At 36.7% G+C, this 14160-nt stretch carries 14 protein-coding genes; all 14 read right to left on the minus strand.

Annotated elements, in window-relative coordinates:
- Positions 1-2: 2 nt before the first annotated feature.
- The 14 genes from NU09_RS06150 to NU09_RS06215 all read right to left on the minus strand — a co-directional run bounded on the left by NU09_RS06150 (position 3) and on the right by NU09_RS06215 (position 14160).
- Positions 3-1526, minus strand: a complete 1524-nt coding sequence (locus tag NU09_RS06150; RefSeq protein ID WP_129750400.1) for a phytoene desaturase family protein — start codon at positions 1524-1526, stop codon at positions 3-5.
- A 4-nt stretch (positions 1527-1530) separates the two neighbouring features.
- Positions 1531-5196, minus strand: a complete 3666-nt coding sequence (locus NU09_RS06155; RefSeq protein WP_129750401.1) for an MMPL family transporter — start codon at positions 5194-5196, stop codon at positions 1531-1533.
- Positions 5189-6370, minus strand: coding sequence for a DUF2062 domain-containing protein (locus NU09_RS06160; protein ID WP_129750644.1), 1182 nt, complete (start codon positions 6368-6370; stop codon positions 5189-5191). The genes NU09_RS06155 and NU09_RS06160 overlap by 8 nt, the downstream gene beginning before the upstream one ends.
- A gap of 96 nt (positions 6371-6466) precedes the next feature.
- The gene (locus NU09_RS06165) at positions 6467-6946 is read right to left on the minus strand and encodes a hypothetical protein (protein WP_129750402.1); all 480 of its coding nucleotides are present in this window, start codon (positions 6944-6946) and stop codon (positions 6467-6469) included.
- A gap of 52 nt (positions 6947-6998) precedes the next feature.
- Positions 6999-7370, minus strand: a complete 372-nt coding sequence (locus NU09_RS06170; RefSeq protein ID WP_129750403.1) for a 3-hydroxyacyl-ACP dehydratase — start codon at positions 7368-7370, stop codon at positions 6999-7001.
- Between the two features lie 5 nt (positions 7371-7375).
- Entirely contained in the window at positions 7376-7993 is a 618-nt protein-coding gene (locus tag NU09_RS06175) for a porin family protein (protein ID WP_129750404.1), read from the minus strand.
- 24 nt (positions 7994-8017) lie between these two features.
- Positions 8018-8665, minus strand: a complete 648-nt coding sequence (locus tag NU09_RS06180) for an outer membrane beta-barrel protein (protein WP_129750405.1) — start codon at positions 8663-8665, stop codon at positions 8018-8020.
- 15 nt (positions 8666-8680) lie between these two features.
- Positions 8681-9280, minus strand: a complete 600-nt coding sequence (locus tag NU09_RS06185) for an outer membrane beta-barrel protein (protein ID WP_129750406.1) — start codon at positions 9278-9280, stop codon at positions 8681-8683.
- An 8-nt stretch (positions 9281-9288) separates the two neighbouring features.
- Positions 9289-9903, minus strand: a complete 615-nt coding sequence (locus NU09_RS06190) for an outer membrane beta-barrel protein (RefSeq protein WP_129750407.1) — start codon at positions 9901-9903, stop codon at positions 9289-9291.
- Between the two features lie 12 nt (positions 9904-9915).
- Positions 9916-10545 carry a hypothetical protein gene (locus NU09_RS06195; protein WP_129750408.1) on the minus strand — a complete coding sequence of 210 codons (630 nt, stop codon included), beginning with the start codon at positions 10543-10545 and terminating at the stop codon, positions 9916-9918.
- Complete coding sequence (locus NU09_RS06200; RefSeq protein WP_242501836.1) at positions 10511-11140, minus strand: outer membrane lipoprotein carrier protein LolA; 630 nt, start codon at positions 11138-11140, stop codon at positions 10511-10513. Before NU09_RS06200 ends, NU09_RS06195 begins: the two co-directional genes overlap by 35 nt.
- Positions 11130-11906, minus strand: a complete 777-nt coding sequence (locus NU09_RS06205) for a polysaccharide deacetylase family protein (protein ID WP_129750409.1) — start codon at positions 11904-11906, stop codon at positions 11130-11132. Before NU09_RS06205 ends, NU09_RS06200 begins: the two co-directional genes overlap by 11 nt.
- Positions 11900-12964 carry a beta-ketoacyl synthase N-terminal-like domain-containing protein gene (locus NU09_RS06210; protein WP_129750410.1) on the minus strand — a complete coding sequence of 355 codons (1065 nt, stop codon included), beginning with the start codon at positions 12962-12964 and terminating at the stop codon, positions 11900-11902. The genes NU09_RS06205 and NU09_RS06210 overlap by 7 nt, the downstream gene beginning before the upstream one ends.
- Positions 12964-14160, minus strand: a complete 1197-nt coding sequence (locus NU09_RS06215; RefSeq protein WP_129750411.1) for a beta-ketoacyl-[acyl-carrier-protein] synthase family protein — start codon at positions 14158-14160, stop codon at positions 12964-12966. Before NU09_RS06215 ends, NU09_RS06210 begins: the two co-directional genes overlap by 1 nt.

The following is a 14160-nucleotide window of genomic DNA, read 5'->3' on the forward strand; positions in this document are numbered from 1 at the left end:
TATTATAAATTAAGTTCGTTGTTTATTTTATTAACCAAATACTCTTTGCCTAATATTTCTGAACAGGTTACTACAGCACCAATAGTTACACCCAATACCCCATGCATATTAATACTCTGTCCTGTAAGGTATAAATTCTTAAGCTTTGTTTTGGCTGAGATAAAAGTCTTCATAGGATTATTGGAATCCTTTACATAACCGTACAGATTCCCATTTTGACCTCCGATATAGTCACGATAAGAAAGCGGGGTAGAGGTATGTACAGATTTTATACAATCTCTTATTCCCGGGAATTTCTTCTCCACTTCCTTTAAAAACTGTTCTGTTTTTCTTTCCTTAAACTCTTTATAGGCTTCTCCCCTGTCAAACTCTTCTGCAGTGGTATTGTGGGTGTGCTCCCATTGCTTTACCTCATTAAAATCCATAAAGGTTATAAGCGTCATGCTATCTGCCCATTCACCCTGCTTTCCGGAAACATTCATGGAGGCCATATAACCTTCCGGCCACGACTCCTCAGTACATTCCATTGTTTTCCAAACCCTTTTACTATCCTTAAAATGATAGTAGTTATGGTTCATGTATTTAAACGTTTCCGGCTTAAATACAATATACAAACTAAATGCCGAACCTACATTTTCAAGGTTTTGAATCCTGCTGTAATACGATTTCCTAAACCTGTCTTCCCCTATCATCTTAAGAGTCGTTTTAAGCTCTATATTAGAGATAAATATATCTCCAAAAACCTCTTCTCCGGTCTTTATCTTAGCGGAAACCAATTCGTCCCCCTCAAAACCAAATCCTATAACCTCTTTGTATTTATAGGTTTCGCCACCGTATTTCTTAAGTTGCTTAATAAGCTGCTTTGTAATTTGGCTCCCTCCGTTTACACAACGCCACGAACTTTGCATGTATGAGTTTACAGAAAGTGCATGTACATAAAACGGTGACTTATCTTCTATTCCCGCATATAAAAAGTTAGACCCTGCCAGTACAGCCCTAAGCTTTTCATTTTGGGTTAGTTCATCAATATATTGTTTTGCGTTTTCAGAAAGTATAGCGCTATCATAACCTTCCTGTCTGTTTTGCAGATTGTATAGCGGAAAAGAATCGCAGGTTTCAACAAGCTTATTACAGTAAGCCTTAAGGTTTTCCTCTTCCTCAGGGAAAAACTTTACCAACTGCTTTACAAAATTATCATATCCCTGTGCATGCGGATACTCCTGCTCATCATCATCAAAAGATATAATATCATAGGCATCCTCATCCATTTTTTTAAGTTTAAGGTCATCTATTATACCTATGTACTTAAAATAGTTATATAGGTTTTGCCCTTTATCAAGCCCTCCTATATAATGGATACCCGTGTCAAAAATAGTTTTATCGCGTACAAATGTTTGCAGATTACCTCCAAACTGGTTGTTCTTTTCAAGCACACAAACACTATAGCCTTCTTTGGCTAAAATAATGGAAGATACCAAACCTCCCAGTCCGCTGCCTATAATTACAACATCATATTTTTTTTTCACCTGCTTATATCCTCCTTAAAATTATAAAATCTTCGCCCTCTGCCATTGTCTCAAAACCATTATAACTTACATCTGTCTGTATTACTGTCAAAATTATATATTCTGCTTTTTCAAATAAAGCAACGGGAACATTATCTGCATTAGCATCAACCAATATAACAGTATAATTTATATTTTTTGCCTCTTCTAACGACTCTAAATATTTAATACTTCTTATTTTATTGATATAGTTTGTTTTAGCAACCTCCCTTTTTTCCTCATCAGCTATAAAACTATATATTTTTCTTTGTGGTTGCTGTAGGGCCAAAAGCACACTGGTTTCACCAAAATCATTGGCTAAATGCAACACAGTACTTTTCGTTCCAATAAAAGGGTTTATAATATGATATGTACCGGCTACTTCATTAAAATGTTGCTTAACTGCTTTTACAATATCAAACTCCTTATAGGCAAAGCTTTGCATCAACTTATCTTTAAAATAATAAGGCTCTTCAATTTCCGTTCGCATTTGTGCAAACTGTTCTTTATAATATGTCCCTATTTTCTTGGTACGCTCAGTATAATTTGATCCAAATATTGTATCGTCAGCCTTTATTCTTTCAAGTATTTTAAGGGTAATACTACCGTTATTGATAATAAAATCTCCTTTAGGCAATACTTCAGAATTACCATGTATTAATATAGGTACTATATCCAGCCCAAACTCTTCGGCAAGATAAAATGCTCCTTTATGAAAACGCTGTATATGATTATCTTTCGATCGGGTACCTTCCGGGAATACTACCAATGAATAGCCTTCTTCCACTTTTTTGCGAAGGTGCTCTACTCCGCCTTCAAGCCCTTGTGAAACGGGATAGAATCCTGCTAACTTAACACCAATACCAAAAACAGGGGAGTTATATACCCAGTCACTCACCAGATAAATAAGTTTTGGGCTAAGCATACCTACAGCAAGTATATCAAGGAAAGACGTATGGTTTGCAATTATAACCGCAGGCTTATCAAAAGTCTCATTATGCGGGTTAAGTACGGTTTTCTTTGTAAACGGATTTGTATACAGTACCGATTTCATGAATTTAGACATCAGGTACCTAAATGCCCTCATTTTCCATGCTTTTCTTGCGGGCAGCACATTAACAAAAATAAGGCTGAACAGCGACAGAAGGAAACCTCCAAGTCCGTAATAAATAAATGATGCTACAGAATGCAGGGTCCTTCTTAAACCTAAAGGTGCTTTTCCTTTGTTTACCCTGTGAGTAAGGAAGAACCTGAATATTATAGGATAGAATATAAATGTAATGATAAGCGCCGCAAAAACCCCGATAAGGGAAACTGACGAAATAGATTTTAAGGCAGGATGTGAAGCAAATATCAATGCACCTATACCCAAAACCGTAGTTAATGCCGCCAATAGTATAGATGCCCTATAGGTTGCCATTTCATTCTTTCCGGTACTGTACTCCTTTTGCAGGGCACTGGTCATGAAAATACTGAAATCCACTCCATGCCCAAAAACAAGTGTACATACTATGGTACTGAATATATTGAACTTAATATCAAACATACCCATTATACCTGCCGTAACGATACCCGTAACGGCTATAGGTATACTGCTTATAAGTACCAGCTCTATCCTCCTGAAGAACATAAACAATATGATCAATATTGCTATAAAGGAATAGTTGATAAGCGAATTAAAATCGTCTTTTAACCCTCCTAAAAAGGTTTCATTCATTTGTTGCCTGTCAATAATTACAACCTTAGGCATTTTAGAAAGTTCTTTTACAACCGCGTCCCTTTGCTCATCTGCCACCTTAACCACATTAAAAAGTGTATAGAACCCGTTCTTTTCGGCTATAAACTCGTTAAGGTATAGTGTCTTTACATCAAGGTATTCCTGCAGGCTTACAGTTTTGAAATCGCTATTTAATAGGCTGTAAAACTTATCGTAAGCATTGGGTTTAAAACCCAGTTTTGACCCTTCGTCAATTAATCCCGCCTCTACAAACTGCCTGCGTTGCGGTGTCCAGAAAGCATTCCATTTTGCAATCTTTTCTTTTTGCTCCTTTTCCGAAAGCACCACTCCGCCAACCGAACTGTAGCTTAAAAGATTATTGTTGTTTTTATCAGCCAACAGCCTGTTGTAAAGAACATTGTTGTTTTGCAGCAGTTCTTCGGGAGAATTACCATAAACGGCTACATACAAAGATTTTGACGTAAGGTTTGTTGCACTTTCAAGGTGCTTCTCTGCCTGTTGTATTTCGGCAGGCACATAGTTTAACTGTGATAAATCACCATCATAAGTAACTCTATTAAAGGTAAACAGGCTCGCTATTATAACAACAACACTTATTCCTATAAGCAGTTTATTATTATCAAATGAAAAGCCTGCCAGTTTATCCAGCAATGTATTGTGCTCTATATTTTTACCCTGTTTAGGTTTATAAAGATGCGGAATTATAAGTAATGAGAAAAATGACGTTACCACTACACTTACCGCTGCAAAAATACCCAGATCCTGCAAAGCCCCTGAGTTTACAAAAAGCAGGCACATAAATGCCACCGCCGTAGTGGTACTACTCATTATAAGCGGTTTGGTTATATCCTTATACAGTCCGTTTATATCACTGTTATGCCTGTGGTGTGTTAATATATGCAGGGCATAATCTATAGTTACCCCAAGCAGGATAGCACCTATACTTAAAGAAATGGCAGAAATGGTCCCTCTAAGGAAGTAAAGCAGGGCTACTGCAAATACTACCCCGAAAATAGTAGGAACCAAAATAATAAACGGAATAAGGAAACGCCTGTAATATACCATAAGTAACAGCATAAGCAGCGATATCGCAATAAATGTTGTGGTTCTTATATCACTCTTTATCTGTTTGGCATTGGCCACCGCAATATTGGTAGCGCCAAAATATTCTATTGTTGCCGTTTTCTCAAAAGTGGTATTAAGCGATGCTTTAATAGCATCCAGCTTATCTACAAAAGCGGTATTCTTTTCTGTTTCGTTACCTGGTAGCTCAGGGCTTATAAACAGCAATAGCTTTTGACTGTCTTTGGTAATTACATAACCGTCTACAAGCTGAAACTCGTCATCAAGTCCCAGCTGTTTTAATTTTTCAAGTCCTATAAAGGACATCCCGAAAGGATCCTGAAGGATGAAATCTTTTGTAACCAGACCCGATGGTGATATGATTGACCTGTAATTAGCTGAAACAGTAGCGGCTATACTATCCGCCTTTAGTTTTTGTTCTATTCGTTTATAATCCTTATCATCGAGAAACAGCGGAAGGTTAGAATGTACAAAATCAAATGCTTCCTGTATGTTCTCATCATCCACCTTGCCCTGTACGGCCTTAATATACTTATTACAACTTTTAAGACTATCTAAAAACACATTTGCAACCTCTGTAAGCTGTTGCGGGGTAACTCCCTCTTTTGCATTAATGATAACCGTAATCTTATCGGTAAAATTAAGCTGGCTCAGCACTTTTGTAGTTTCGTCGGTACGTTCGCTTTTAGGGATAAGACGGGTAATATCTTCCTCAAACTTAATCTTTGAGGCAAAATACCCAAATACCGCTAAAAATGCCAGGGCTATACCAATAGCCAAAAACTTATTACGATTTACAAAAAAGTGTATGGAGGTAAAAAACTTATGCATTCTTATGTATTTTATTTCTGCCTATTGACAAAAGGATAAAATAACCCGCCAGGCCAAACAGGCATGATGCAATTGCGGCTAACAAAATACTTCCCACAAGATATTGCGTCATGCTGTTTTGAATATTTTCCAGGCTAAGATCGGTATAATCGCTAACCGGACCTCCAAGGGCCAGTGCCCCCATCTGCAATGATAAATAAATTATTAAAGGTATAAAAGGCGGAATACTGACATTGGAAAATGCAAAAGCTATAAGTTTGTTAAGCCTTAGCACATAGGCAAGAAAAAGTACAAGCACCGTTTGAAAGCCCCATAGCGGTGCAATACCTATAAATACTCCCAAAGCTATAGATAAGGCTTTTTTAGTATTGCTGTCGTTGCTTTCCAATACATTTTCAAGAAAGAATTTCTTAAGCCCTTTTTTTTTAAAGCTCATGAAAAAATCCCTGGGTTTAATGTACAAAAGACTTATGACAACCAATACCGTGTTGAGTATACTGATTCTGGTAAAGTCTTTAAACGGACGAAAGTGTGATACCCTTTCGCTCATATCATAAAGCACTTTTACGGGTACGTTCTTTACGGGTACACCTTTCCATGAAGTGCGTACTATAATTTCTATTTCAAACTCAAATTTGCTGGTATAATACTTTGAAGGTATTTTATGTAAAGGATACAGCCTGTAACCCGATTGGGTATCTTCAAGTTTTTTTCCGGTTTCAAACCAAAACCAGAAATTAGAGAATTTATTCCCAAAACTACTCTTTTTAGGTACTCCTTCCTGAGCCATATTACGGCTACCGATAAGCAATGCATCTCCGTTCTTTTCAAGCTCCGATAAAAACACAGGTATATCATCAGGAAAGTGCTGTCCGTCTGAATCTATAGTAACGGCATAATCATAACCTGCCTGTTTTGCAGCGGCAAAACCAATAGCCAGGGCATTACCTTTACCTTTATTTTTAGGGAGATGAATACAGTTAAGTCCTGAATATTCTCCTAAAATGGCAACTGTAGAATCTGTAGAACCATCGTTAACAACAATTAGATTGTTTGTATATTGCAGCACACCATCAATAACCCTTTTTAAGGTCTTACTGTTGTTGTATGTAGGTATAATAACGCAATAATTTACAGCAGCTATTTCGTTATAATGTTTTGAAAATGTGTGCATTACAAAGTCGCCATTTTTTAATGTGAGCAAAGATACTTTTTTTAACTTTCTCAAACAAAAAAGAAGTTTCCTGTACAGACACAGAAAACACTATCATTAAAAAGCAGCCTTTTCTTCTTTTGTAAAAAGAGCCGATCTTGTCACAAAACCTTTAGTAAACTCCTTAAGGTCCTGCTTTTGACTATCGTAGTATTTAATTAAAAACTTTTTATCCTCTTCAATATCCTTATTGTAGCCGGTAATTTTAGGTGCATTTTCCTGTATGCTCATACGAAGAAGCCTTACCTCATAATTATCGGCATCCCTTTTTATAACGGCTTCAAGCAATTTAGCTCCTTGGGTAAACAAACTCTTTTTATTCAAAAGTCCCTTTTCGTACTTAGCCTTTAAGGTTAGCGAAGCAGCCTTATAACCAACCATTGTATTATCTCCTGTATCGTTTATATCCTCAAGTGATTTATATAGTTCCTCAGCCTCCTGTTCAGAGGTTGCAGCACTAATATAATTTTGCCTTATGGAAGAAAGATCCTGCGTTGCCAGCAAAAAAAAGGAAAGAAAAAAAGCCAGTAATTTCATAAATACTATGATTTCAGTTCATCTTAAAATTGGAAAAAACCAGTTTATAATCCTAATTTTTACTGTAAATACAACTTAATTTTAACGCGGTTGTATCGTCAAAATAAGTGGTGTTCTTTACTTTAACCGAGGCATCTTCTGCCTCGGTTATTTCAAGTTCAAGTTTTAGCTCAGAATTTACCTCGGGGTTAATAAGTGCCATAAACTTAATGTTTGAGGCACTTTTCATTGTTATTGGTGCATTTATGGCCTGTTGGGTAAGCTCCTTGATAATTTGCATCATGCAAACTCCGGGAGTAACCGGATTGCCCGGGAAATGTCCTTTAAAAACATCATGATTTTTGTTAATAACAATGTGGGCCACATAGTTTTGACCCTCCGTTTTTTCAAACGACCTTACCTGGTAAAAATCTTTAAGCAACATATATCTTATTTAAACGTATAAGTAACACCCAGTTGGATAACACTGTTTAACACAAGGTCAAAATTGTCATCCTCATAATAATAATCATCGTGATAAATATCACCAAAAATATCTACAAGTCCAAGCTTGTAACGCGCTTCAAATGTTAATCCTATAGGCAGGGTATAACCAAGCCCTCCGTTAAGCGCAAAATCAAAATCCATCAGGTCATCGTTGTAAATATAACTATCAAAGTTATCGCTTAACCTAAAGTCTATTGACGGCCCCACTATACCATGAAAACCCTCTACAATTCTAAACTTATTCATTACCGCAAAAGACAGGTAACTTACAGAAAGATCCTGTTCTCCAGTTGCCGGAGCAGGTTCAACATTGGGATAGCCAATAAGATAATTAGCTTTTGCTCCCTGCCTGGAATAAGTTATCTCAGGCTGTAATGTATAAAAACTGGCCAACTTAATACCTAATAAGCCTCCTACATAAAAATCGGCTTTAGTATCCATATTACTGTCTGTAAAAGTAGCAAGATTTAAACCGGCTCTTACGCCTGGTTCTATCTTAACTTGTGCCTGAGCCCCATAACCCAGTAATGCCAAAAATAAAAATGCAATTGTATTTTTCATGGTGTGGTTGTTTTAAAAAATTAATTATTTCCTTTTTGTATCAAAAGTATAGGTAACGCCTGTTTGGAAAACTCCATTTACTACAGGCCCGTCAAAATAACTGTTATTATAATAATTGTCGTAATAATCAGGATCATCATGTCCAAAAACATCTAGGAATCCAAATTTAAAACGGCTTTCAATTGTAAGTCCGATAGGGAAAGTATAACCTATTCCTAAATTAAGGCCTATATCATAGTTTCTTACCTTTTCCCCAAAATCGTAATCCATATTATCGGAAAGCTTAAAATCCATTGATGGCCCTACTATTGCATGCAGTCCATGGAAAACATAAAACTTATTAATCAGGTTGATATTAAGGTACTGCAAAGAATAATCCTTATCATACTCCCCATACCTGCCAAATCCGGCATCATACATAAAAGTAGCTGTTGCTCCCTGCCTCGAATAATTAATTTCGGGCTGTAGTGCATAAAATTTAGCCAACTTAATTTCTGCGAGTCCTCCAAAATAAACATCATGTTTAATATCAAAGACATCAGCAGTTAATAAACTAAAGTTTACACCTCCCCTAACTCCCGGTTTAACTGTAATTTGTGCATTTACCTGTAAAACAATGAACGAAAAAAATAAAAACGCTAATACTCTCTTAGCAAAAAATCTGGTAATCATATATATATTAAAAAATTATTTCGAAGTTCCTTTAGCCTTAAAGCTATAAGCCAGTCCCAACTGAAAAACATTGTTGGCATTATTATCCCCTATAGAGTTAATGGTACCGTTATAATCATCCGTTTCCAGCACATCAAACAAACCGCGTTTCCATCTGGCTTCAATGGTAAGCCCCATAGGAAGTGTATATCCTATACCCATGGTAACACCCATATCAAAATCAATATTGGTAGGTAAACTACTGTTTAACTCTATGTCAAACGTAGGGCCCATGTGCATATTTACATTATAAAAACTGAAACGATTAATAAATATCATTGAAAGATATTCTATTTCTATATCCTTCTCAAAACTGGTAATTGTACCGTTATCATAATACCTTAAATCGGCAACAGCACCCTGCCTTGAATAATTTATCTCGGGTTGTATGGCATAAAAATCAGTAAGCTGCAAAGCTACAAATCCGCCCACATAAAAATCGGTCCTGTAATCAAAATCCGTATGGGAAAAATTAGAAAAGTTCGCTCCTACCCTAAGTCCGGGCTTAGCACTAATCTGAGCACTTAATACTGATGTGAACAAACACAACAGCATCAATACAAATACTTTTTTCATAAGTGTGCCTAATTACTTGCTCCTTTTACATCAAAAGTGTAAGAAATACCTACCTGAAACACAAGGTTTGTATTAGAGTGATCTTCATAATAATAATTTGAACCATCACTATAATAATAGGTGTCGAGTACATCAGCAATACCTTTCTTAACACGTCCCTCTATACTTAGACCAAAGGGAAGTGTATAGCCAATACCCGCAGTAATGCCAAGATCTACATCATTTTGATATCTGTTATCCACATTTGTGCCTATATCAAATGTTGGCCCTACCTGAAAGTTAATAGCATCATTAAACGTAAACTTGTTTATAAGGGTTAATGTTACATACTCCAGTTTTATATCTACATTCTCTGTGTAGCTTTCTCCATAATATGAATCGTAAAAGTACAAATCACCTTTAGCTCCCTGGCGTGAATAACCTATTTCAGGCTGCAGGGTATAAAATCTGGTAAGTTTAAGCGCACCTATAGCACCTACATAAAAATCGGTTTTTGTATCAAGATCTGTATTGGTAAGCCTGGAAAAATTAGCTCCCGCCCTAAATCCAGGCTTAAATGTTACCTGGGCAGATGCCGCAAAAAGGCCCAGCATAAAAAATGCAAATAGTAATTTCTTTTTCATAATTGATTGGTTTTATTGGATAAAGTTTAATTCTATCTTTAATTTAATATTCTTATGGTCTATTACTATATTCCGGGCTAAAATACTACTTTCGGGCACATAGATTATTTCTATCTTTTCTTTCCCTTTTGTGGCATTAACCAGTTTTACAAGCCTGTTACTTTCGGCATCCAAAAATAGATAATTATATCTTTTGTTATCTTCCGATTTATAAACTTCAAAACCGGAACTCTCATACTTGTTATCGTAAGAATGCTCCTGCTTTAGCAGCAACATAAAATCACGCTTAAGGGTATTTACAATAATTTTTTTGTCCATTTCCTCCAGTATATAATTTACCTTAAAACTATTGTCTGAAATTTCAAAGTCAAAAAGTTTATTACCAAACTCAGTAGTAAAAGCGGTACGGTAAATGGAATCGTTAATCTTCTTAGCTATAAAAATGCCTCCAAAATCTTTTCCGTATATGGATATATGGGCTTTATAGACATAGTCTGTTGCCTTGTCTGAAAAGTATGAAACCTCATACACCCCTTCTTTTTTAATTTCCTTAAAACCACTTACTGTCTTAACCGCACACGAAGGCAGTAAAACAATGGCCAGGAAACTAATTAGAAAATACTGAATCCGGAATTGACGCATTGGCAACTTTATTTTTAAATACAATTGTAGTATAATCTCCCGATGGCTCTATCATTTTAACCTGAGACACCATACTCCCCTTTTTATCAAAATAAAGCTCAACCTGCTTTATGTACTTTTTTAGTGTAGCATCTTTAGGAACAAGCTTGCTGATATTGTATTCTGCCGTTTTAAAATAACTGATGGCAAACTCATTTTCATCAAACATATTACCGTTTACGGTACCCACAATAAGACCGTTAAGTTTGGCAAACATTTTACTGCTGCTCAAATCCATCTCGCTCTTTTTCCCGGCATCGTTAACCGATACTTTGTTCTTTTTAAACGCTACACTGTAACTGTAAGGTTTGGTGTATTGCCATAACAGCATATCCGGAAACTTAAAGTTCATTTTTCCGGACGTTTCAATATCGTTAGACAGGAAATCCATATGTTTAAACTGAGTAAAATCGGCAGTAAGGGTCTTTGTGTTTTTAGACACATTTATTACCCCGTTTTTAAAGGCCGTAATCTCGGCAGCAGTCATTTTTTGCTCCTGTGCATTTATGGTAAATACAGTAAGCAAAAAAAACATACAGATAATACTATTCTTCATAAGCAGGAATATTTAGCAATTGGTTTACCGTAATGGCTTCATATTTGTTTTGCTCCAAAAGTACCAATAATTGTTCCAAAACATTTACGGTTTTTTGAGATGTGTCGTGCAGCAGTATTATACTGCCCGGCGCAAGCCTGTTTTTAACACGGTTCAGCAAACGATTTTCACTCTTAATTATCGTGTCAAGAGAGCGTATATTCCAGCCTATTACATAGTGACCAGTTGCTTTTACAGCCTTGGCAATATTAGGATTGGTCACCCCAAACGGCGGCCTGAAAAAAAGAGCTTTTTTTCCTGAATATTTTTCAATGAGGCTGTTAGTAACCTCAAGTTCTTCCTTAACTTTTTGAGCGGGGAAAAATCCCATTTTTGGCGAATGACTGTATGTATGGTTACCAACTGTGTGGCCATCTTCCAATATTGCTTTAAAAATATCTGGATATTTTTCTATTTGCGAGCCGATACAAAAAAACGTAGCCTTAGCATTATGCTTTTTTAAAAGATTAAGTACTTTAGGTGTTTCGGGCGTTGGACCGTCATCAAAAGTAATGGCTATTTTTTTCTCCTTTACATCTCTATTTTTACAATAAGCCTTAATGTGATAATCAGTAAATATAAAGGCAGAGCCTACTCCTGTTATTATAACCCAAAGCAAGACTGGTATAAGAAACATCCACCAGGCTATAGCAACAAAAAAGGACAGGACAATTAACAGTAGTATTACTAATAAAAAAAAAGCAGTATTTACTTTATGGCTCAGCATTTTGATACTAATGTAAAACTATGGTCTTTACCCTTATACTGGTTGTACAGCACTATATTTTTATATTCCTTCTTCTCGATAGAATTAATAAGCACTGCAGATGGAATATATTGTTTTTTTACAACCTGAGAAGCAAGCCATAACCCAAATGCAGAAGCAGTATTAAACTCCCCGCTTAAATGTTTGTAATACAATTGGGGGATATTACTTAATGTATTTTTTGCCAGTTCGTTATAGTAACCGTCAAAATCCACATCGCCGTTATAACCCAATACTACAGCATCAATATCGCTTATGTCGAGATTGTTGTGTTTAAGGAAATCTTTCAGTTTACCTTCCACCTCATCTTTATCAAGAACGTTATAAATTGCCACATCCTTTAGTTCGGCATAGGTAGTTTGCTGTTTGTCTCCTGAAAGCACAAAAAACACGGCACCTTCTGAAAATACCGATCCTTTTGAAGTAGAAGTCAGTACATCATAATCAGTTTGCCCTTTGCTTTTTATATTCCCTTTAATCTCCAGAAAATGCATTGTCGCCTCTCCTGCCTCTTCCACACCACCTGTAAGCACTGCATTGGCCTCACCCTCGTCAATTTGAAGCTGTGCATCAATCAGGGCCGACTCAAACGACACTGCCCCATTAACATAGGTAAAATTGTAAGCCTTACACTGCAGGCCAAGAGCAATTTGCCCTCCCACCGTATTATGGGTAGACTGTATAAAGGAAGTTGGCGTAAGGAACTCCTCATTGTTGTCCAGTATGGCTTTAAGGAATTTCTCAGAATCCACAACACAGCCCATACCCGTACCGGTAATAATAGCATCAGGTTGGTCTAAACCGGCTTCTTTTAAAGCCATTGCCGATGCCACTATTCCGTTCTTAACTCCCTTAGCCATTCTTCTTCCGGCAGCAGGAGCAATAAATTCTTTATAATCAGGCTGACTTATCTCAAGAACGTTATTGTCTTTATTAACAATAACCTCATCAAGAAAGCCTTCTCCAAAAGTCTTTTGTGCAGAAACACAACCAACACCGTTTATATAACACTTTTTCATTAGCTTTTTGAGAACAAAAGGGTTGAACAGTTACCGCCAAACCCAAAAGAGTTTGACAATACATGATTGATTTCTTTTTCCATTAAAACCGTTTGCGGAACAAGGTCAAACTCTTCCATTTTGGTTTTATAGTTAAGGTTAGGAAACACCTTATTATGCTGTAATGCAAGTACGCTGAATACTGCTTCAATTGCAGCTGCAGCTGCCAGCGTATGCCCTGTAAAAGGTTTGGTTGAGCTAAAGTGAGGTACATTTGTACCAAAAGTCCTTATAAGCGCCCTTCCTTCCGAAAGGTCATTATTAGGTGTTGCCGTACCATGGGCATTTATATAATCTATATCCTGTGGTTTAAGTCCCGATACTTTGAATGCCTTTTCCATTGCAAGGTAAGCACCTTCACCGTTTTCTGAAGAAGCCGTTTGATGATAAGCATCATTGGCATTACCATAACCCGAAAGGTAGGCAAGCACTTTCTTGTTTTGTTTTTTCACTACCTCATCCGATTCTAAAACCAGAAAAGCAGCAGCCTCTCCAAGGTTAAGTCCTTTCCTGTTATTATCAAAAGGAGTATTATAGGTATCCGATAATATCATAAGGGTCTTAAAACCGTTTATGGTAAATTTTGAAAGTGCATCAGTACCACCTACAATAACCCTGTCCAGCTTTCCGGCCTTAATAAGCCTGGCGCCAAGCATAATGGCATTTGCTGCCGAAGAGCATGCTGTACTTATGGTAGTAACCATGCCTTTAAGACCCAACTGTTCGGCTATTTTATGGGTTGAGTCGCCCGCATCATGAGAATCGATATACTTCCTGCTTTCTTCCTTATCAAAATAATCGTAGAAGAACTTTTCGGTCATATCCATTCCGCCTACACTTGTTGCAGAGATAATACCCGTATTGTACTCGTTAATATTGTTTATACCTGCATTTTGAACAGCCTGTTTTGCTGCCAAAACACCAAGCATTGCAGTACGGGAGTAGTTATTATCCGCATCCAGTCCCAGTTCCTGCTCCATCTCAGTATTGGTCTTTTTAATTTCACCAACCTTAATGGCATTTGCATGAATGGTTTGTATGTTTTCTATGGCAGTTATGCCCGGTTTGTTATGTATAAGCGCATTAAAGCTCTCTTCAACAGAAGTTCCTATTGAAGAAATAATACCCATACCCGTTATGGCAACTCTACCACTCAT

This window comes from Flavobacterium beibuense (assembly GCF_004151245.1).
Taxonomy (GTDB): Bacteria; Bacteroidota; Bacteroidia; order Flavobacteriales; family Flavobacteriaceae; genus Flavobacterium; species Flavobacterium beibuense_A.

Coding starts and splice junctions, on each gene's coding strand:
- NU09_RS06155 (WP_129750401.1), bottom strand. CDS start 5,196: ATGCATAAGTTTTTTACCTCCATACACTTTTTTGTAAATCGTAATAAG.
- NU09_RS06160 (WP_129750644.1), bottom strand. CDS start 6,370: ATGCACACATTTTCAAAACATTATAACGAAATAGCTGCTGTAAATTAT.
- NU09_RS06165 (WP_129750402.1), bottom strand. CDS start 6,946: ATGAAATTACTGGCTTTTTTTCTTTCCTTTTTTTTGCTGGCAACGCAG.
- NU09_RS06170 (WP_129750403.1), bottom strand. CDS start 7,370: ATGTTGCTTAAAGATTTTTACCAGGTAAGGTCGTTTGAAAAAACGGAG.
- NU09_RS06175 (WP_129750404.1), bottom strand. CDS start 7,993: ATGAAAAATACAATTGCATTTTTATTTTTGGCATTACTGGGTTATGGG.
- NU09_RS06180 (WP_129750405.1), bottom strand. CDS start 8,665: ATGATTACCAGATTTTTTGCTAAGAGAGTATTAGCGTTTTTATTTTTT.
- NU09_RS06185 (WP_129750406.1), bottom strand. CDS start 9,280: ATGAAAAAAGTATTTGTATTGATGCTGTTGTGTTTGTTCACATCAGTA.
- NU09_RS06190 (WP_129750407.1), bottom strand. CDS start 9,903: ATGAAAAAGAAATTACTATTTGCATTTTTTATGCTGGGCCTTTTTGCG.
- NU09_RS06195 (WP_129750408.1), bottom strand. CDS start 10,545: ATGCGTCAATTCCGGATTCAGTATTTTCTAATTAGTTTCCTGGCCATT.
- NU09_RS06200 (WP_242501836.1), bottom strand. CDS start 11,140: ATGAAGAATAGTATTATCTGTATGTTTTTTTTGCTTACTGTATTTACC.
- NU09_RS06205 (WP_129750409.1), bottom strand. CDS start 11,906: ATGCTGAGCCATAAAGTAAATACTGCTTTTTTTTTATTAGTAATACTA.
- NU09_RS06210 (WP_129750410.1), bottom strand. CDS start 12,964: ATGAAAAAGTGTTATATAAACGGTGTTGGTTGTGTTTCTGCACAAAAG.
- NU09_RS06215 (WP_129750411.1), bottom strand. CDS start 14,160: ATGAGTGGTAGAGTTGCCATAACGGGTATGGGTATTATTTCTTCAATA.